General features: G+C 64.9%; 15 protein-coding genes. 5 read left to right on the top strand and 10 right to left on the bottom strand.

Annotation, left to right across the window (positions count from 1 at the left end):
- Nucleotides 1-125: 125 nt before the first annotated feature.
- From ACOZJV_RS01355 to ACOZJV_RS01340, 4 genes are all read right to left on the bottom strand, one after another.
- Nucleotides 126-2,126, bottom strand: a complete 2,001-nt coding sequence (locus tag ACOZJV_RS01355) for a peptidase U32 family protein (RefSeq protein WP_078469150.1) — start codon at nt 2,124-2,126, stop codon at nt 126-128.
- Nucleotides 2,127-2,250: 124 nt separating this feature from the next.
- Entirely contained in the window at nt 2,251-2,631 is a 381-nt protein-coding gene (locus tag ACOZJV_RS01350; RefSeq protein WP_421546592.1) for a RidA family protein, read from the bottom strand.
- Between the two features lie 183 nt (nt 2,632-2,814).
- Entirely contained in the window at nt 2,815-3,606 is a 792-nt protein-coding gene (gene map, locus ACOZJV_RS01345) for a type I methionyl aminopeptidase (protein ID WP_078469040.1), read from the bottom strand.
- Nucleotides 3,603-3,869, bottom strand: a complete 267-nt coding sequence (locus ACOZJV_RS01340; protein WP_078469149.1) for a ParD-like family protein — start codon at nt 3,867-3,869, stop codon at nt 3,603-3,605. The genes map and ACOZJV_RS01340 overlap by 4 nt, the downstream gene beginning before the upstream one ends.
- Before the next feature lie 371 nt (nt 3,870-4,240).
- On the opposite strand from ACOZJV_RS01340, the gene ACOZJV_RS01335 reads away from it, so the two are divergent.
- From ACOZJV_RS01335 to ACOZJV_RS01325, 3 genes are all read left to right on the top strand, one after another.
- Nucleotides 4,241-5,398 (top strand): iron-containing alcohol dehydrogenase, encoded by a 1,158-nt coding sequence (locus ACOZJV_RS01335; RefSeq protein ID WP_078469039.1) that lies wholly within the window; start codon nt 4,241-4,243, stop codon nt 5,396-5,398.
- A gap of 10 nt (nt 5,399-5,408) precedes the next feature.
- Nucleotides 5,409-6,740 carry an APC family permease gene (locus tag ACOZJV_RS01330; RefSeq protein ID WP_078469038.1) on the top strand — a complete coding sequence of 444 codons (1,332 nt, stop codon included), beginning with the start codon at nt 5,409-5,411 and terminating at the stop codon, nt 6,738-6,740.
- A 115-nt stretch (nt 6,741-6,855) separates the two neighbouring features.
- The gene (locus ACOZJV_RS01325; RefSeq protein ID WP_201131230.1) at nt 6,856-8,280 is read left to right on the top strand and encodes a gamma-aminobutyraldehyde dehydrogenase; all 1,425 of its coding nucleotides are present in this window, start codon (nt 6,856-6,858) and stop codon (nt 8,278-8,280) included.
- Nucleotides 8,281-8,412: 132 nt separating this feature from the next.
- On the opposite strand, the gene ACOZJV_RS01320 is transcribed toward ACOZJV_RS01325, so the two are convergent.
- The 4 genes from ACOZJV_RS01320 to ACOZJV_RS01305 all read right to left on the bottom strand — a co-directional run bounded on the left by ACOZJV_RS01320 (nt 8,413) and on the right by ACOZJV_RS01305 (nt 14,972).
- Nucleotides 8,413-10,143 (bottom strand): nitrilase-related carbon-nitrogen hydrolase, encoded by a 1,731-nt coding sequence (locus ACOZJV_RS01320; protein WP_421546591.1) that lies wholly within the window; start codon nt 10,141-10,143, stop codon nt 8,413-8,415.
- An 18-nt stretch (nt 10,144-10,161) separates the two neighbouring features.
- The gene (locus tag ACOZJV_RS01315; RefSeq protein ID WP_421546590.1) at nt 10,162-11,643 is read right to left on the bottom strand and encodes a purine-cytosine permease family protein; all 1,482 of its coding nucleotides are present in this window, start codon (nt 11,641-11,643) and stop codon (nt 10,162-10,164) included.
- Nucleotides 11,644-11,824: 181 nt separating this feature from the next.
- Nucleotides 11,825-13,285, bottom strand: a complete 1,461-nt coding sequence (locus ACOZJV_RS01310; RefSeq protein WP_421546589.1) for a CoA-acylating methylmalonate-semialdehyde dehydrogenase — start codon at nt 13,283-13,285, stop codon at nt 11,825-11,827.
- A 37-nt stretch (nt 13,286-13,322) separates the two neighbouring features.
- A complete protein-coding gene (locus ACOZJV_RS01305; protein WP_421546588.1) occupies nt 13,323-14,972 on the bottom strand; it encodes a GMC family oxidoreductase in 1,650 nt (549 codons plus the stop codon).
- Nucleotides 14,973-15,109: 137 nt separating this feature from the next.
- On the opposite strand from ACOZJV_RS01305, the gene ACOZJV_RS01300 reads away from it, so the two are divergent.
- Together ACOZJV_RS01300 and ACOZJV_RS01295 are read left to right on the top strand one after the other, a co-directional pair.
- Nucleotides 15,110-16,018, top strand: coding sequence for a LysR family transcriptional regulator (locus ACOZJV_RS01300; RefSeq protein WP_078469032.1), 909 nt, complete (start codon nt 15,110-15,112; stop codon nt 16,016-16,018).
- Nucleotides 16,015-16,665, top strand: coding sequence for an aspartate/glutamate racemase family protein (locus tag ACOZJV_RS01295; RefSeq protein WP_421546587.1), 651 nt, complete (start codon nt 16,015-16,017; stop codon nt 16,663-16,665). Before ACOZJV_RS01300 ends, ACOZJV_RS01295 begins: the two co-directional genes overlap by 4 nt.
- 16 nt (nt 16,666-16,681) lie before the next feature.
- Here ACOZJV_RS01295 and ACOZJV_RS01290 read toward each other — a convergent pair whose 3' ends face one another.
- The gene (locus ACOZJV_RS01290; RefSeq protein ID WP_421546586.1) at nt 16,682-17,446 is read right to left on the bottom strand and encodes an ABC transporter ATP-binding protein; all 765 of its coding nucleotides are present in this window, start codon (nt 17,444-17,446) and stop codon (nt 16,682-16,684) included.
- A gap of 6 nt (nt 17,447-17,452) precedes the next feature.
- Entirely contained in the window at nt 17,453-18,784 is a 1,332-nt protein-coding gene (locus ACOZJV_RS01285) for an ABC transporter substrate-binding protein (protein WP_421546585.1), read from the bottom strand.
- Nucleotides 18,785-18,788 lie beyond the last annotated feature (4 nt).

Below are 18,788 nucleotides of genomic sequence, written 5' to 3'. Positions count from 1 at the left end.
CCGCGGGATAACACCCCCCCCACCCCCCCCCCCCCCCCCCCCACACCGCGGGGGGCCCGCTGCGCCACCCGGGGGTTTTTTTTCGCGCCCGGGGGGCGCCCGTGGGCGGCGCCCCCGGCAGGCACTCAGTGCGGTGCGCGGGGGATGGTCTTGAGCAGGTCCTGGGGGCTGATATGGCCGACCACTTGCTCGTTGACGCTGCCCGGCAACGGCAGGCCGAGGATGTGGCCCTTGATCTTGCCGATCACGTGCATTTCGCACGGCTTGCAATCGAACTTCAGGGTCAGCACTTCATCGCCGTGCACCAATTGCATCGGCGCGACCTTGGTCCGCACCCCGGTCACACCTTTGGCTTGTTTCGGGCACAGGTTGAAGGAGAAACGCAGGCAGTGCTTGGTGATCATCACCGGCACTTCGCCAGTTTCCTGGTGGGCCTCGAAGGCGGCGTCGATCAATTTCACCCCGTGACGGTGGTAGAAGTCGCGGGCCTTCTGGTTGTAGACGTTGGCCAGGAACGACAGATGCGCTTCCGGGTACACCGGTGGCGGGCTGGTCTCGGCTTTGCGGCTACCCCGTGGGTGAGCCTCGATCCGCGCGGCGGTCAGGGCTTCGATGACTTCCCGGCGCAGGGCCTTGAGCTGGGAGTTGGGAATGAAGAACGCCTGGGGCGCATCCAGCTTGATCCCGGTGGCGTGATATTGGGTGGTGCCCAGTTGGCCCAGCAGGTCCTGCAGTTGTTCCAGGGCCTGCTCCGGCTTGTTGGCCACGCCGAACGGGCCATCCAGCACCACGCTGGCGCTGACACCCTCCTCGCTGGTGGCGCTCAGTTCCAGGCGCTCTTCGCGCAACTGCACCGTCCAAGCCAGGCCTACCCGACGCTCGGCGGAAGTCTTGACCAACGCCTGCTGCCAGTTGTGGTCCAGGTTGCGGCTCAGGGGATGCAAGGGCCGCAGGCGGTGCAGGCCTTCGGGCATCTCATTGGGTTCGACGCGATAGCGGTAGCGTTTCTCGCCGTCTTCCTCGAATTCGCCCTTGGCCTCGGCGATGTTGGCGCGAAAGCCCACCACCTCACGCTTGACCTGCACATTGAGGCCGTCGCCGTTGGACAGTGGCTCGCGGGTCACCACCTGCAAGTCACGCTTGCCGACTTTTTCCACCACGCCCACCAGCAGGCCGGTGAAGGTCGGCGAGTCGAAGGCGCCGATGTCGATCTTGCGCTCGCTGACGAAGTAGTCGGTGCTGCCACGGTGGAAAGTCTTGTCCGGGTCGGGCACGAAGAAGTGCGCGGTGCGCCCGCTGGAGGCCCGGGCCAGGTCCGGGCGGTCTTCGAGCACGGCGTCCAGGCGCTGGCGGTAATAGGCGGTGATGTTCTTCACGTAGCCCATGTCCTTGTAGCGGCCTTCGATCTTGAACGAACGCACGCCGGCCTCCACCAGGGCGCGGATGTTGGCGCTCTGGTTGTTGTCCTTCATCGACAGCAGGTGTTTCTCGTAGGCGATGACCCCGCCCTGCTCATCCTTGAGGGTGTACGGCAGGCGGCAGGCCTGGGAGCAGTCGCCACGGTTGGCGCTGCGGCCGTTCTGCGCGTGGGAGATGTTGCACTGCCCGGAAAAGGCCACGCACAACGCACCGTGAATGAAGAACTCGATGGCCGCGTCGGTCTCGTCGGCGATGGCGCGGATCTCTTGCAGGTTCAGTTCGCGGGCCAGCACCAGTTGCGAGAAGCCGGCCTGGTCGAGGAACTTGGCCCGGGCCAGGGTGCGGATATCGGTCTGGGTGCTGGCGTGCAGCTCGATCGGCGGAATGTCCAGCTCCATCACCCCCAGGTCCTGGACGATCAGCGCATCGACGCCGGCATCGTACAGTTGGTGGATCAGCTTGCGCGCCGGCTCCAGCTCGTTGTCGTGGAGGATGGTGTTGATGGTGGTGAACACCCGGGCATGGTAGCGCCGGGCGAACTCCACCAACTGGGCGATATCGCTCACTTCGTTGCAGGCGTTATGCCGTGCGCCAAAGCTGGGGCCGCCGATGTACACGGCGTCGGCGCCATGCAGGATGGCCTCGCGAGCAATGGCCACGTCACGGGCGGGGCTGAGCAATTCCAGGTGATGTTTAGGCAGGGACATAATTTTTTTAGTCAGGCTGGTCACGGTCGAGGCGTGCATTGTAGCGGCCAAATGCGCGACCGGCACCCGTGTGCTGCCAGGTGGCGGCCACGCCTTGCGCGCAACCGCCGAAACCCTCGGTTGATCAGGCCTTGGCGGCCATGGCGGTGACTTCCACCCGCATGCCTTCGACCGCCAATGCCGCCACGCCAACGGCGGCGCGCACCGGCCAGGGCTTGGCGAAGAAACGCTGGTAAACCTCGTTGAATGCGCCGCGGTCGGCCATGTCGGTGAGGTAGATGGTCAGGTGCAGGACTCGGTCCATGGAGCTGCCGGCCTTCTCCAGTGCGACTTTCAACGCTTGCAGGGTGCATTCGCTTTGCCGGGTGATGTCCCCCAGCTCCAGGCTGCCATCGGCATGGGTCGGGATCTGGGTCGAGACCAGCAGGCCGCCAAAACCGGCAACGTCGGAGGAAATGGAGTCCGCGTCAGGATCGGGAATAAAGGTGATGTCGTGGTGGGTCATGGGCTGCTCTTGTTCAAGGAGTGAGTAAGGAAAAATCTGCGCGGCAGTTTACCGCCCCGCGCCGGGCTGTTGTCCAATCGGCGGCCGGCCCCACCGTGCAGCCAGCCTCCGATCTGGCAAAACGCCCCCACCGGTGCTGGCCGATGGGGGCGTTGCGCAGCCGGGCTGGAGCGCCTCGCCGCGCTAGACGATCGCGGGAAAGCCCTCGACGCTGTCCGGCCACGGGGTCAGGATTTCGAAACCCTGGTCGGTCACCGCCACCATGTGCTCCCACTGAGCCGAGAGCGAGTGGTCCTTGGTCACCACGGTCCAGGCATCGGCCAGGGTCTTCACGTGGCGCTTGCCGGCATTGAGCATGGGTTCGATGGTAAAGATCATCCCGGCTTTCAGCTTCAGGCCCTGGCCCGGGTAGCCGTAGTGCAGCACCTGAGGCTCGTCGTGGTAGATCTTGCCGATGCCGTGGCCGCAGTATTCGCGCACCACACTGAAGCCGTCGCGTTCAGCCACGCTCTGGATCGCATGGCCGATATCGCCCAGGGTCGCGCCCGGGCGCACGGTGCGGATGCCGGCGCACATCGCCTCATAGGTGGTGGCGACCAGGCGCCGCGCCTCGGGGCTGGGCTCGCCGACGAAATACATGCGGCTGGTGTCGCCGTACCAGCCGTCCTTGACCACGGCGATGTCGATATTGACGATATCGCCGTCCTTGAGCACCCGGCCCGAAGGAATGCCGTGGCACACCACCTCATTGACCGAGATGCACACGGTCTTGGGGAAGCCATGATAGCCGATATTCCCGGCAATCGCCCGCTGCACGTTGACGATGTAGTCATGGCAGATCTGGTCCAGCTGATCGGTGCTGACCCCGGCCTTGACGTGGGGCGTAATCATGGCCAGGACTTCGGCGGCCAAGGTGCCGGCCACTTTGGACTGGGCCACTTCCTCACGCGTCTTCAACACGACTTTGCCATTCATGGGCGGGCACCCCCGACGGCACGCATGGTGGCGCCGCGAGACGTCTCCGCCAGCTCGCTCAGTTGCTTGAGGTCGAGGCCACCGGCCTGTTCGGCGCGGATCAGCAAGCGGCAGATACCGCTGTGGTCCAGGTCCGGGTACAGCTCGGCGAGCATGCCGATGCGCATCCAGTGCTCGGCCTGGGCATTGATCGAACGGCTGAGGGCATGGCTGGCGACGCGCAGATTCTCATGCATGGCGTCTGAAATTTTGACGATTCCCACAAACATCACCTGATACGAAGTGTATATGTTTCGTATATTGCCTGATGGCAGTACGCAATTGCAATTGCGCTGCAATCTGCCCGAGCTGCAGCGCTGGGCACCGCTGCCAAACGAGGCGCTCCCCGAGCATTCGATTAAATCGAATGCTCCCTTGAGTTTTTAGTATTTGTCGATTGCTCCCCCGGGTCTTAGTCTCTCGATCCATACCGGCCTGCGCTCGCCGCGCAGCCTTGGAGATGCCAGCCCCTCGGGCTCGACCGATCGGCATCCGGAACAATAAAAAACCAGCATTGGCCGCACACGCGGCGCCCTGACTCGTCTGCCATAACTACAACATTGCAAGAGCGCCAGAGAGCGAGAGGAACCTACCCATGCAATTCCAGTTTCTGTTACCCACCAAAATCGTCATGGAGCCCGGCCTGCGCCAGCGCACCGGCGAATACCTGACCGGCCTCGGCTTGCGCCATGTGCTGCTGGTCACCGACCCGGGGGTCAAGAACGCCGGCCTGCTCGACAGCATCTACGCCAGCCTGGAGCAGGCCGGGATCCGCTATGACGAGATCGCCGACGTCAAGCCCAACCCGCGCAGCGAAGACGTCAACCGTGCCGCCGAGCTGTACCGCGGCAAGGGCATCGACGGCGTGCTGGCCGTCGGTGGCGGCAGCGCGATGGACGCGGCCAAGGCCATCAGCGTGCTGCTGACCCATGAAGGCCGGGTCGAAGACTATGAAGGCGCCTTTACCCTCAAGGGCCCGGTGCTGCCGATCGTGGCGATTCCGACCACTGCCGGCACCGGCAGCGAAGTGACCTTCTTCTCGGTGATCACCGACACCCGCCGCCAGTTCAAGATGAGCCTGCTCGACTACCGCATCGGCCCGGTCCTGGCGCTGCTCGACTCGGACATCACCGCCACCCTGCCGCCGCACATTGCCGCCGCCACCGGGATGGACGCCCTGACCCACGCCATCGAGGCCTACACCGGCAAGCCGGCCAACCCCATCAGCGACGGCCTGGCCCTGCATGCCATCCGCCTGATCGCGCAACACCTCAAGCCCGCCGTGCAAGAGCCGGACAACCGCGAGGCCCGGGAACAGATGCTGATCGCCAGCCTGATCGCCGGCATGGCCTTTGGCAACGCCGACATCGCCAGCGTGCACTGCATTTCCGAAGCCATCGGCGGCATGTACGACACCCCGCACGGGGTCGGCAATGCGATCTTCCTGCCGTTTGTGTTCAGCCATAACCGCGACGCCGACCTGCGCCGCCACGCCGATGTCGCCTACGCCCTGGGCATCGACCCCAACCTGAGTGCGGTGGCTGCAGCCGAAGCGGCCGTGGAGCAGTTGTTCCGCATGAACCGGGAGCTGGGCATCCCGCGTTTCGCCGATGTGGCCGGGGTGCGCGAAGAAGACTTCCTGGCCATCGCGCAGAAGTCCAAAAGCAATATTTCCGATGCGAGCAACATCAAAGACATGTCCGTCGAGAGCTACCTCGATGTGATCCGCGCCGCCTACAACTACTCAGCTTGAGGCCAGACCCATGAGCGCATCGACTTCCTCTCCTCATCTGCGCCGGACCCTCGGGCCGGTCTCAGTGCTGCTGTTCGGCCTGGCCTTCATCGCCCCGCTGATCGTATTCGGCACCTACGGCGTGATCGCCCAGGCCAGCCAGAACACCGTGGCGCTGTCCTACGTGGTGGCGTCCATCGGCGTGATCTTCACCGCATTGAGCTACGGTCGCCTGGTGCGGGTGTTCCCCGCAGCCGGCTCGGCCTACACCTACACCCGCAAGATGCTCAACCCCAACATCGGCTTCATGGTCGGTTGGGCCGCCCTGCTCGATTACTTCTTTATCCCGATGCTGATCTGGCTGCTGGGTGCGAGCTACCTGAGCCTGGCCTTTCCCGATGTGCCGCAGTGGTGCTGGATCACCGGTTTCATTGTCTCCACCACCCTGCTCAATATCCTCGGGATCCAGGTCGCCAACCGGTTCAACATCATCCTGATGCTGATCCAGCTGACGATCATCGCGGTCTTCATCGGCCTGTGCTGGCACTACGTGGCGGCAATCAACGGCCCGGGCGGACTGCTCTCGGTCAAGCCGTTCTTCAACGTCGACGTGCCGTTCTCGGCGACCATGGCGGGCGCGGCCATCGCGGCCTATTCGTTCCTCGGTTTCGATGCGCTGTCGACCCTGAGTGAAGAAACCGTCGAGCCGGAACGCACCATTCCCCGGGCGATCCTGCTGGTGGCCCTGATTGGCGGCAGCCTGTACATCGGTTCCTCGTACTTCATGTACCTGGCACACCCGGCGGGCGTGTTCGAGAACATCGACGGCGCGGCCTTCGAAATCGCCAAGACCATCGGTGGCGACCTGTTCTTCGGCGTGGTCCTGACCGGCATCATCATTGCCCACTTCGCTGCTGGCCTGTCGTTCCAGGCCAGTGTCGGGCGCCTGCTGTATGCCCTGGGCCGCGACAACCAGCTGCCGCAAAAGCTGTTCGGCGTGCTCCACCCGCGCTACAAGACCCCGGTGTTCAACATCATGCTGTCCGGTGCCTTTGGCCTGGTCGGGTTCGGCCTGACCATCGCCACCGCCACCTCGCTGGTGAACTTCGGCGCCTTCCTGGCCTTCACCGCCGTCAACCTGTGCGCGCTGAAACTGACCTTCGACCGCAAGGTCGGCGACAAGGCCGGCATGCTGCGCGGGGTGCTGTTCCCCCTGGCCGGCGCCTTCACCTCCGGCTGGATGCTGATCAGCCTGGACCAGGACGCGCTGATTCTCGGCTGCTGCTGGGTCCTGCTGGGCCTGGTGTACCTGGCCTGCCGCACCCGCCTGTTCAGTGTTGCGGTGCCGGAACCGGCGCTCTGACCCCCTTCTTCCAAGCCCCCCTGTAACGGCCCCTTCATGCGCATGCTCCATGCGCCTGCTGGGGCAGTTGCGACTTTTTCAAGGCGGCGGCCTCCCCCGCCCCACAGGAGAATCCATGCAAACCTGCCTGCTGATCAATGGCCAACTCATCGCCGGTGAAGGCGAAAAACTGTCGGTGCTCAACCCGTCCCTGGGCACCACCCTGGTGGAAATCCCCGAGGCCAGCCTGGCCCAGGTCGACGCCGCGGTCTGCGCCGCCGACGCCGCCTTCGACGCCTGGTCCCAGACCACGCCCAAGGACCGTTCGCTGCTGCTGCTGAAACTGGCCGATGCCATCGACGCCCACGCCCAGGACCTGGCGCGCCTGGAATCCGACAACTGCGGCAAGCCCTACGCCGCCGCGCTGAACGATGAGCTGCCGGGGGTCGCCGACGTGTTCCGCTTCTTCGCCGGCGCCAGCCGCTGCCTGCAAGGCAGTGCTGCCGGCGAGTACCTGGCGGGCCATACCTCGATGATCCGCCGCGACCCGGTGGGCGTGGTGGCCTCCATCGCGCCCTGGAACTACCCGCTGATGATGGCCGCCTGGAAACTCGGCCCGGCCCTGGCGGCCGGTAATACCGTGGTCCTCAAGCCGTCCGAGCAAACGCCATTGACCGCGCTGAAGCTGGCCGAATTGATGGCCGGGATCTTCCCGGCCGGCGTGGTCAACGTAGTCTTCGGCCGTGGCCCGAGTGTCGGCGCGCCCCTGACCAGCCATCCCAAGGTGCGCATGGTGTCGTTGACCGGCTCGGTGGCCACCGGCAGTCGGATCATCGCCGGCACCGCCGACAGCGTGAAGCGCATGCACATGGAACTGGGGGGCAAGGCGCCGGTGATCGTGTTCGACGATGCCGACATCGACGCCGCCGTCGAAGGCGTGCGCAACTTCGGTTTCTACAATGCCGGCCAGGACTGCACCGCCGCCTGCCGCATCTACGTGCAAAAAGGCATCTATCAGCAGTTCGTGCAAAAGCTCGGCGCCGCCGTGGCCAGCCTCCAGTACGGCCTGCAGGACGACCCGAACACCGAGCTTGGGCCCTTGATCACCCGCCAGCACCTGGAGCGGGTCGAGGGCTTTGTGCAACGTGCCCGCGAGCTGTCCCATATCGAGGTGGTGACCGGTGGCCAGCGCGTTGACGGCCCGGGTTTCTTCTTCGAGCCGACGGTGCTCGCCGGCGCCCGCCAGGACGACGAAGTGGTGCGCCATGAAATCTTCGGCCCGGTGGTTTCCGTGACCGAGTTCGACGACGAAGCCCAAGCCCTGGCCTGGGCCAACGACTCCGACTACGGCCTGGCCTCCTCGGTGTGGACCGCCGATGTCGGCCGCGCCCACCGCCTGGCCGCACGCCTGCAATACGGCTGCACCTGGGTCAACACGCACTTTATGCTGGTCAGCGAAATGCCCCACGGCGGCGCCAAGCTCTCGGGTTATGGCAAGGACATGTCGATGTATGGCCTGGAGGACTACACCACCATCCGCCACGTGATGTTCAAGCACTAGGTTGCCGGGCAAGATCCGGCAGCGGCACCCACGCTGCTGCCGGCCGGGCAAAGGCCGCAGCCCTGCGGCCCTCCCTGAATAACCGAACCTGGCGTGGGCATTGCGCCCGACGCCAGGTGTCGGCGCGGCCTTTCAGAGCGCCGAAGGTTTGATCAACGACCGGTACTGGTGAGGTTTGCGCATCAGCACCAGGTCCTTGCGCCGCACCACGTTGGTGGCATAGCCGCTGGCCAGGTTGCCGGTATCGATACTCGCCACCGCCACCCCACGGGTCGTCTCCACCAGCGCTTCTTGCCGGGGAAAGGCGAAGGTGTCCGGGCCGAATACGCCGCTGGCGCCGAAGCTGCCGCTGGCCGCGTCCTGGCTGTTGGCAAAGGCGAAATACAGATTGTTCTCGCCCCCGCGTACCCGCCCCAGGTGCCAGTGATACGCGTCTGCCCCCATGGGGATCGGTGCCTGCTGCGGTATCTGGCTGCCGGCATGGGCACCCGGCACCGGCCCGCTCAGCGCCGCCGGGCAGGCAATCAGGTCGCAACCCTTGAGCGCCAGGATCCTGCCGGCTTCCGGCACCAGGGCATCGTCGCCCAGCAACAGGCCGACCCGGGCGAAGGGCAGATCGTAGGTGCACCACTGCCCGCCCGCCTCGGCCCAGCGCCGATCCTGCGCGCTGAGGTGGATCTTGCGATAGCTGCACAGCAGGCCCTCGGGCCCCACCAGCACTGCCGTGTTGTAGAACTGCCCCTGATGCGCTTCCACCAGGCCGGCGACCAGGTACAGGTCGAGGCTGCCCGCCAGCTCAATCAACCCGGCCACACTCGGTCCGTCCAGGGGTTCGGCCATCTGCACACCGGCAAAGGGCCCGCTCAGCGACAGTTCCGGCAGCACCAGCAGGCGCGCTCCGGCACGTTGCCCCTCATGGGCCAGTTCGCGGATGCACCCCAGGTTCTCGGCTTTGTCCGGGCCGGGGTTGAACTGGCCGACGCCGACCTGGGCCACGCCACCGGCCGGCAGCTGCTCAAGGCCGTACAGGCGGAAAAAGTCCAGCGGGTTCCAGGTGTAGGAATTGTTCAGCAGTTCCTTGTACAGCGCCGGGCGCCGCAGGCCCTGGCGTGCCTGACGCTCGGCGCGCACCCGCGCCAGGTCGATCTGGCCCAGCACCACGCCGTCGCCGGTGTCGCGTGCGGCCTGTACCGAGCCGTCGGGCTCGATGATGCAACTGCCGCCACTGAACTGCACCCCGCGCTCCAGGCCCCAGCGGTTGCCCTCGATCAGGTAGCAGCCGTTTTCATAAGCGCGGTTGATCCAGTAAGGCGCCGGGGTGCGCTCGGCCAGCCAGTTGCTCAGGTGGCAGATCACATCGGCGCCGGCCAGCGCCGTGACCCGCGCGGTTTCCAGGAAGTGGATGTCCATGCAGATCAGCAGCGCGATCCTGCCGATGGGGGTCTCGAACACCTGGTGCTCAAGGTCGCCGCACACCGCCCACTTGGGTTCGGAGATATAGGGGTGCGTCTTGCGGTGCACCCCCACCAGCCCTTCGGGGCCGACCAGAAAGGCCGAGTTGTAGTACAGGTCGTCGACCGGGTCGACCTCCGGCATGCCGACGACGATGTGGCAGCCATGGCGCCTGGCCAATTCGGCGAAGCGCGCGCTGGTCGGCCCGGGGATTGGCTCCACATAGGGCGCGACCTCTTCGCGGCTTTGCCAGCAGTAGCCGGTGGTGGCCATTTCCGGGGCGACTATCAGCTGTGCCCCGGCCTCGGCCGCCTCTTCCACCAGCGCGTACAGGCGCTCGATATTGCCTTGCTTGTCGAACAGGGTCGGCTCGAACTGAACCGCCGCGACGTTGATCGATGCTGTGCTCATGGGTCGTTTCTCCGTGATTCAGGCTTGCGCCGCCAGCCCGTCCGGGCGCGGCCCCTGGTAGTCCTGCGCCGGGCGCCAGGTGGTAGGCATGTCCTGGGGGAAGGTCTTGAAATAGTAACGGCCACGGGTCGCCACGGTGAAGGCCACGTGAAGCAGCGGGCCCACCAGCATGGCGATGAACGAGGCGTAATACAGCGGATAGGCGCCGAGAATGCCCGCCGCGCCGATGGCCACCGCGACCAGCAGCGAAATCACGCCGCAGGGGTTCCAGGAACGCAGGTATTCGCGGCGGAATTCGACAAAATCACTGGGCGCCAGGTTGAGCATTTTGCGGCAGACGAAATAGTCGGCGAGGATGATGAACACCCAGGTGTTGGTCAGGATCCCGGTGATCGCGAGGAAGGTCCCGGTGTATTGCAGGATATTGAAGATGTAGAACACCACCCCCAACCCCCACACCAGCACCATCCACCACTGCCGGCCCGGGCGGTAGTTGAAGGCCATGTCCATGGTGTTGGACAGCGCGATCGACCCCGAATAGAGGTTCATCACGTTGATCCGGATCTGGGTGATGATGGTGAAGATCACCCCCACCAGGGCAATCACGAACGGAAACACGAAGCCCGGATCCAGGGCCAGGGCAAAGGGATCGCCGCTCTGGATATGGGGCATCAGGGTGTAGGCCAGGAATGCGCCGCAGAGCATCACCGCGACAATCGGGATCAGCATCCCGAGCATGATGGTGGCGGTGCCCTTGTGGCTGATCCCGGGTTTGGCGAAGCGCCCGTAGTCGGTGGCCAGCAGGCCCTGGAACACAATCTGCCCGTTGGCCATGTTCATCACCACCCACAGCGCGGTGCCGTCGACCTCGCCCCGGGCGAACCAGCCGCTGGGGCCGACCGCGTCATAGTTGTGGGTCAGTTGATAGAGGCAGAAGCCGAACAGCAGGATGAAGATCGGCACGCCCCAGGTCTGCAGGAACTGCATCGACGACATGCCCTTCCACACGAACCAGATGGTCACCAGGCCGATGCTGGCAAAAATCAGCACGCCCTTGAACGAATCCACCTCGACCCCGGCATAGTGCGCGATCGCATGGGAAACGATGGTGCCCTCGAACAGGAAGTAGAAGATGAAGTTCACCGCGTAGATCAACGAGGTGAACGCCGAGCCCAGGTAACCGAAACCCAGCCCCCGGGTCAGCAGGTTGAGCGATAGCCCTTCCTTGCTCGCCAGTTTCATGATGCAGGCACCGATGATGGTCGCCAGCACCACCATGTAGCCGATGGGCAGCAACAGCGTCGGCCAGCCCACCTTGTAACTCATGTCAGCCCCCAGGCTGAACCAGAACATGGCCGTGGAGTTGCCCAGCAACACCAGGATGATCGCCGGGATCGGCCAGCGATAGCGGCTCGGCACCCGGCCGACGGCGTAGTCTTCCACTGCCTCGGCCTCAGTGATGTCCTGAGGCCCCTGAAACCACTCTTTGAACTTACTCATCTGCGTTTCCTTGTTGTTTTATGCGCGAAATGAACCAAGTCATGGGTATCTCCCTAAATGTCCGAAGCGGCTGGCTCAGCCAGAAAAATTGACGGTGCTCGACAGTTAGAAAAGGTGTTGCGGCCGCGCTGAGCACGGCCTTTTTCTTGTTATGGATATTGCGCTATTGCCTTGCGGCGGCTCAGTAGCGAGCGGTGAGCATTTTCTTGCGGGTGAAGAACTCCACGCCGTCGCGGCCATTGGCGTGCAGGTCGCCGTAGAAGGATTTCTTGTAGCCAGAGAACGGGAAGAAGGCCATCGGTGCCGGCACCCCGACATTGACCCCGAGCATCCCGGCGTCGATGTCATCGCGGAACTGGCGCACGGCCTTGGCGCTGTCGGTGTACAGGCAGGCGCCGTTGGCGAACTCCGAGCGGTTGGTCAGGCGGATGGCTTCGGCCAGGTCCTTGACCCGGACAATCGACAGCACCGGGGCGAAGATTTCCTCCTGCCAGATTTTCATCTGCGGCGTCACGTGGTCGAACAGCGTCGGCCCGACAAAATAGCCGGGGCCGGCACAAGCCGCGTCCTGGCGGCCGTCGCGAAGCAAGGTGGCGCCTTCGCGCTCGCCGCTTTCGATATAGCCCAAGGTGCGCTGGCGGTGTTCGTCACGAATCACCGGCCCGAGGAACACCCCTTTGTCCATGCCGTTGCCGATGCTCAGGCCGTCGGCTTCCTGTTTCAGGCGCGCCACCAGGGCATCGGCAATCTCCTCGACCACCACGACCACCGCACAGGCCATGCAGCGCTCACCGGCCGAACCGAAGGCCGCGGCGATGATGTTCTTCACCGTGATGTCGAGGTCGGCATCGGCCAGCACGATCGAATGGTTCTTGGCCCCGGCCAGGGCCTGGACCCGCTTGCCGTGGCTGGCGGCCTCGCGGTAGACATACTCGGCCACCGGCTGCGAGCCGACAAAGGACACGGCCTTGACCTCGGGATGGCGCAGCATGCCGTTGACCACGTCGTGGGCACCGTGCACCAGGTTGAGCACGCCCTTGGGCAGGCCGGCCTCAGTGAACAGTTCCACCAGGCGCTGGGCCAGCAGCGGCGTACGCTCGGAGGCCTTGAGCACGAAACTGTTGCCGCAGGCGATGGCCAACGGGAACATCCAGCACGGCACCATCATCGGAAAATTGAACGGCGTGATGCCGGCGATCACCCCCAGCGGGTAACGGTACATGCCCGACTCGATACCGGTGGCGATATCCGGCAGTTGGCTGCCCATCATCAAGGTCGGCGCCCCCGCGGCGAACTCCACGCACTCGATGCCGCGCTGCACTTCGCCGTAGGCTTCTTCGTAGCTCTTGCCGTTTTCCTGGGTGATCAGCCTTGCCAGTTCTTCCTGGCGCTCGATCAACAACTGCTGATAGCGGAACAACACCCGCGAACGCCGGGGCACGGCCACCTGGCGCCAGCTGTCGAACGCCTCGGCCGCCACCGCCACCGCGTCATCCAGTTCGGCGGCGGTGGACAGCGGCACCCGCGCCAGCACTTCGCCGGTGGCCGGGTTGCGCACGGTGTCGAAGTGCTCGGTTCGCGAGGCCTGCCATTGGCCGTTGATGTAGTTTTTCAGGGTCAGGATTTCAGTTGGGGCGTTCACGCTCAGCTCCTTTTTTATAGATTCTTGTGGGGGACGATCAGGCCAGGGCCGGCTCGACGGCGGACGCTGCGCGCTGGGCCGCAGCGGCATCTGCCAGGATCATTTCAGCGGCCTTCTCGCCGATCATCAGGGTCGGCGAACAGGTATTGCCGGAGACGATTGTCGGCATGATCGACGCATCGGCAATCCGCAGGCCGGCAATGCCGTGCACCCGCAGGCGCTCATCGACCACTGCATCCCGGCCCTGGCCCATCTTGCAGGTGCCCACCGGGTGAAAAATCGTGGTGCCGATGGCGCTGGCCGCTTCGCGCAGTTGGGCCTCGCTGTGCAAGCTGGCACCGGGCAGGTACTCCACCGGCTCAAAGCTGGCCAAGGCCGGGGCAGCGACAATGCGCCGGGTCAGGCGAATGGCATCGGCGGCGACTTGCAGGTCGGTTTCATGACTCAGGTAATTGGGCCGGATCAGCGGTGCCGAGCCCAACTGGGCATCGCGAATCGCCACGCTGCCGCGGCTTTGCGGACGCAGGTCGCAGACCGAGGCGGTAAAGGCCGGGAACTCATGCAGCGGCTCGCCAAAGCGTTCAAGAGACAGCGGCTGCACGTGGTATTCGAGGTTGGCGCAGGTCTGCTCCGGGCCAGAGCGGGCGAAGGCGCCCAACTGGCTCGGCGCCATGGCCAGCGGGCCGCTGCGGCTGACCATGTATTGCAGGCCCATGTTCATCTTGCCCCACAGGCTGGAGACCATCTGGTTCAGGGTGCGGCCATTGCCGATGCGGTAAATCAGCCGCAGTTGCAGGTGGTCCTGCAGGTTGTTGCCGACGCCGGGCAGCTCGTGGCGCACGCCGATCCCCAGCTTTTTCAGCAACGGTCGCGGGCCGATCCCCGAGCGCTGGAGCAAGGTCGGCGAACCGATGGCGCCACAGCACAGGATGATTTCCCGGCGCGCCCGAAAGCGCTGTTCCCGGCCCTGGTACTGGGCCAGCACGGCGCTGGCACGGCCGTTGTCCAGCTCGATGCGCGAGGCTTCGACGCCGGTCAGCACGGTCAGGTTCTTGCGCTGGGCCACGGGGCGCAGAAAGGCCTTGGAGGCATTCCAGCGCACACCGCGTTTCTGGTTGACCTGGAAGTAACTGCAGCCTTCGTTGTCGCCGCCATTGAAGTCGGCGATGGACTCGATGCCGGTCTGCGCCGCCGCCTCGCGAAAGGCATCCAGAATGCCCCAGGACAGGCGTTGTTCCTCGACCCGCCACTCGCCGCCGGCGCCATGTTCGGCGCTGTCGCCGGCGTAGTGGCTCTCCGAACGCTTGAACAGTGGCAGCACGTCTTTCCAGGCCCAGCCGGCATTGCCCTGCTCGGCCCACAGGTCGTAGTCCCGGGCCTGGCCACGCATGTAGATCATGCCGTTGATCGAAGAACAGCCGCCCAACACCTTGCCCCGGGGATAACTCAGGGAGCGGCCGTTGAGGCCCGGTTCCGGTTCGGTCTTGAAGCACCAGTCGGTGCGCGGGTTGCCGATGCAGTACAGATAACCCACGGGGATGTGGATCCAGGGATAGTTGTCTTGCCCGCCCGCTTCGAGCAGCAGCACCCGATGCTGGGGGTTTTGCGACAGTCGATTGGCCAACAGGCAACCGGCTGGACCGGCACCGACAATCACGTAGTCATAGAGCACATCAGCAGCTTGCATGGGATCCTCGCGGGACTTTTGTTGTTATCCGGGGCCCATGCTATAAGTTTGTTTTTCAAAAAAAACTATCCATTTAAGAACACCCCCTGTGCGTTTTTAAACAGTGCCCCTCGCGCCCTGCCGATGGAAATCCCACCATGTTCGACTGGAACGACCTGCGCTTTTTCCTTGAGCTGCACCGCAGCGGGCGCCTGCTGCTGGCGGCCCGCCGCCTCAAGACCACCCATGCCACCGTGGCCCGGCATATCGATGCCATCGAGAAGGCCATGGGCAGTCAACTGTTCGTGCAGCAGGCCCAGGGCTACACCCTGACCCCCGCCGGCCAGGCCCTGCTCAAGCATGCCGAAGCCATGGAAAACGTGGCCTTGCTGGCCCAGGAAGAACTGACCCAGACCGTCTCGCCCCTGGGCAAGGTGCGGATCGGGGTCACCGAAGGCTTGGGGGTGATGTTTCTGGCCGCGCGCCTGGGGCCGCTGTTCGAACGCTTCCCGGGGCTGGAGGTGGAACTGGTGGCGGTGCCGCGTTTTGTCAGCATCATCAACCACGAGGCGGACATCAGCATCCTCCTGGAAAAACCCAGCATCGATCAGTTGATCGTGCGTGAGCTGACGCCCTACACCCTCGCGCTCTACGCCAGCCCCGACTACCTGGCGCGCATGCCGCCGATCGAGCAGCGCGAGAGCCTCAATGCCCAGCAGTGGATCGGTTATGTCGACGACCTGCTGTTCACCCAGGAACTCTCGCTGCTGACTCACTTCTGCCGCCACCCGCGGGTGGTGTTCACCAGCACCAGCGTGATCGCCCAGCAGCAGGCGGCGCAAAGCGGCCTGGGCCTGGCGGTGCTGCCTCGCTACATGGGCGACCAGGACCCTTTGCTGCGCCCGGTGCTGCCGGAGCTGAGCATCGAGCGCCACTACTGGATGTGCACCCGGCGCGACCTGCACCACTCGGTGCGGCTGCGGATTGTCTGGGACTACCTGATGGAACTCTGCACCCACCATAGCCCGCTGCTGCGCGGCGCCGAACGGGTATCCGAGCGCCCATGAAAATTGCCTGCCTGCACAGCGCCCACAGCAACATCGCCGTGTTTGAAGCCGCCGCACGCCAGCTGGGGCTGGCCGACGGCACACTGTTGCATGAGGTGCAGCCGCAGTGGCTGGCCTTGGCGGAACAGGCCGGCGGCCTGACGGCCGATATCGAATACGGGGTACGCACGGCGCTGCTGCAACTGGCGCAGCAGGCCGATGCGGTGATGCTCACCTGTTCCACCCTGGGCCCGGCAGTGCCGGGGGCGGCGCAGGCATCTGCGGTGCCGCTGTTGCGGGTCGACGCGGCACTCGCCGCACAAGCCGTCGAGCATGGCGGCCGGGTGCTGGCGCTGTGCGCCGTGGAAACCACCCTGCAGCCGACCCTGACGCTGTTCAGCGCAGCGGCAAGTGGCAGTGGAATCGAGGTCGAGGTGCGCCTGGTGCCTGACGCCTGGGCGCTGTTCAAGGCCGGCGATGGCGAAGGTTATCTGGAGGCCATTGCCGACGCGGCGAGTGCCGCTTATGCCGAAGGCTTCAGCCTGGTGGTCCTGGCCCAGGCCTCCATGGCCGGTGCCAGCGAGCGGGTGAGCAACGGACCGCCGCCGCTGAGCAGCCCGGTCGCCGGGTTGGCCCGGGCCGTGGCCGAACTGTCGCGGCAGCGTTGAACCGGCTCGCGCCGCCCTAGCCAGCCGCGCCCAGGTAGTAGTTCTGCAACTGTTCACGCCCGGCCAGTTCCGCCGCTGGGCCCGCTTGCGCCACCTGGCCGTTTTCCAGCACATAGGCGTATTGGGCGTAATCCAGGGCGATGTTGATGTTCTGTTCGGCCACCAGCAGGCTCAAGCCTTGCTCGCGATTGAGCCGGGCCAGGGTCTCGAAAATCTCCTCCACCACCTGGGGCGCCAGGCCCATGGATGGCTCGTCGAGCAGCAGCAGTTGCGGCTCGGACATCAGCGCGCGGCCGATGGCGACCATCTGCTGCTCGCCACCGGAGGTGTAGCCGGTGAGGCGTTTGCGCAACAGGCGCAAGCGCGGGAAGTAGCCGTAGATCCGCTCCAGCCGCTGGTTCAGCACCTTGTGTGACGGGCGCCCGGCAAAGCCGCCGATCAGCAGGTTCTGCTCCACGCTCAGGTGGCTGAAGCAGTGCCGCCCCTCAAGCACCTGGGCCAGCCCCGCCAGCACCAGATTGGCCGGGTCGGCGCCGGTAATTTCCCGGCCCTGGTAGACAATCCGGCCCTGGGTCACCTCCCCCCGCTCAGCCCGCACCAGGCTGGAAATCGCCTTGAGGGTGGTGCTCTTGCCGGCGCCATTGGCCCCAAGCAACGCCACCATCTGCCCCTGCCCGACCTGCAGCGAGACCCCGCGCAAGGCCAGGATCGACTGCTCGTAGAAAACTTCGACCTGCTCCACGCGCAGCAATGGCGCGACGATCTGCGGGCTCTGGCTCATCGGACCTTATTGCTCCTGGCTGCAGTTGCGCGGGGTGATGCCTTTTTCCTTGGCGTACTGCGCCGCAGAGGCTTCGATGATCGGACGCAGCAAGGCGCGGTCGGCCTGGACCCAGTCGCTGATCAGGTTCCAGCGCTGGCCATCCCATTGCTGGAAGCGCACCGCACCGCCGCCTTCGTGGTCGGCGCAGGACAACTGCAACGGTTGCACCAGGCCCTTGGCGCCCAGGGCCTGCAAGCGCGCATCGTCCAGGTTCAGGTGCTCGAAGCCCCAGCGCACCTGTTCCCCGGTCAGCGGTTGCTTGCCGTATTTTTCCTGGGCCAGGCGCAGGGCCTCGACGTTGAGGATGCCGTTGACCACGCCCAGGTTGTAATACACGGTGCCAAAGCGCTTGGGGTCGGCCAGGTTGCCCTTGCCGGCGTCGACCACGCTTTGCTTGATGCCTTGCAGCACCGGGAAATCGGTGCCCGAGGGGTGGGTGGTGATGGCGATGAAGCCCTTGGCAGCGGCACCGGCCGGCACCACGTCTTCTTCGGAGTTGCTCCAGATATTGCCGATGATGTGATCGGCCGGGTAACCGACCTTCTGCGCCGACTTCAGCGCCACCGGGTTCATTACCCCCCAGCCCCGCAGAATCACCCAGTCCGGTTTCAGGCGCCGGATGTTGAGCCATTGCGATTGCTGCTCGTTGCCCGGATGCGGCACTTCCAGCAGGGTCAGTTCAAATCCGGCGTTGCTGGCCAGGGTCTGCAGCACGCCGTTGGTTTCCTTGCCATAGGGCGAGCCGTGGTAGAGCACGGCGATTTTCTTGCCCTTGAGCTTGTTGGCCCCGCCTTCGCGCTGGCCGATGTAATTGATGATGGCCGAGACCTCCGAATAGGGGTTGAGCTGCAACGGGAACACATAGGGGAACACGCTGCCGTCGGTGGAATCGGTGCGCCCGTGGTTGATGGTGATCAGCGGCAATTTGTCGGCGGTGGAGCGCTCCAGGGTGGCGTAGGCAATGCCCACCGACAACGGGTTGGTGGCTGCGGCCGGCGCACCGTTGAGGCCCCCTTTGAGGCGCTCGTAGCATTCGACGCCCTTCTCCACCACGTACTCGGTTTCGCACTCGCTCCAAGTCAGCTTGACCCCGTTCACCCCGCCCTTGGCGTTGATGTATTGCAGGTAGTCGATAAACCCGCCGAAGAACCCGGTGCCGCCGGCGGCGTAGGGTCCGACCCGATAGCTTTGCAGGGGGAAGTACTGTTCGTTGGCGGCCTGGGCGCCGGCGCTGAGCCCGGCGGTGAGCAAAGCCAGGCCCAGCGCCAGGCGGCGCAGCGATGTGCGGTGAGTCATGTAG

The organism is Pseudomonas sp. QD4 (genome assembly GCF_049199125.1).
Classification (GTDB): Bacteria; Pseudomonadota; Gammaproteobacteria; order Pseudomonadales; family Pseudomonadaceae; genus Aquipseudomonas.
This window is presented reverse-complemented; position numbering and strand designations above follow the sequence as displayed.

Bases quoted from the DNA above. Each gene is read 5' to 3' on its own strand.
- ACOZJV_RS01355 (WP_078469150.1), bottom strand. From the start codon at position 2,126: ATGTCCCTGCCTAAACATCACCTGGAATTGCTCAGCCCCGCCCGTGAC.
- ACOZJV_RS01350 (WP_421546592.1), bottom strand. From the start codon at position 2,631: ATGACCCACCACGACATCACCTTTATTCCCGATCCTGACGCGGACTCC.
- map (WP_078469040.1), bottom strand. From the start codon at position 3,606: ATGAATGGCAAAGTCGTGTTGAAGACGCGTGAGGAAGTGGCCCAGTCC.
- ACOZJV_RS01335 (WP_078469039.1), top strand. From the start codon at position 4,241: ATGCAATTCCAGTTTCTGTTACCCACCAAAATCGTCATGGAGCCCGGC.
- ACOZJV_RS01330 (WP_078469038.1), top strand. From the start codon at position 5,409: ATGAGCGCATCGACTTCCTCTCCTCATCTGCGCCGGACCCTCGGGCCG.
- ACOZJV_RS01325 (WP_201131230.1), top strand. From the start codon at position 6,856: ATGCAAACCTGCCTGCTGATCAATGGCCAACTCATCGCCGGTGAAGGC.
- ACOZJV_RS01320 (WP_421546591.1), bottom strand. From the start codon at position 10,143: ATGAGCACAGCATCGATCAACGTCGCGGCGGTTCAGTTCGAGCCGACC.
- ACOZJV_RS01315 (WP_421546590.1), bottom strand. From the start codon at position 11,643: ATGAGTAAGTTCAAAGAGTGGTTTCAGGGGCCTCAGGACATCACTGAG.
- ACOZJV_RS01305 (WP_421546588.1), bottom strand. From the start codon at position 14,972: ATGCAAGCTGCTGATGTGCTCTATGACTACGTGATTGTCGGTGCCGGT.
- ACOZJV_RS01300 (WP_078469032.1), top strand. From the start codon at position 15,110: ATGTTCGACTGGAACGACCTGCGCTTTTTCCTTGAGCTGCACCGCAGC.
- ACOZJV_RS01295 (WP_421546587.1), top strand. From the start codon at position 16,015: ATGAAAATTGCCTGCCTGCACAGCGCCCACAGCAACATCGCCGTGTTT.
- ACOZJV_RS01290 (WP_421546586.1), bottom strand. From the start codon at position 17,446: ATGAGCCAGAGCCCGCAGATCGTCGCGCCATTGCTGCGCGTGGAGCAG.
- ACOZJV_RS01285 (WP_421546585.1), bottom strand. From the start codon at position 18,784: ATGACTCACCGCACATCGCTGCGCCGCCTGGCGCTGGGCCTGGCTTTG.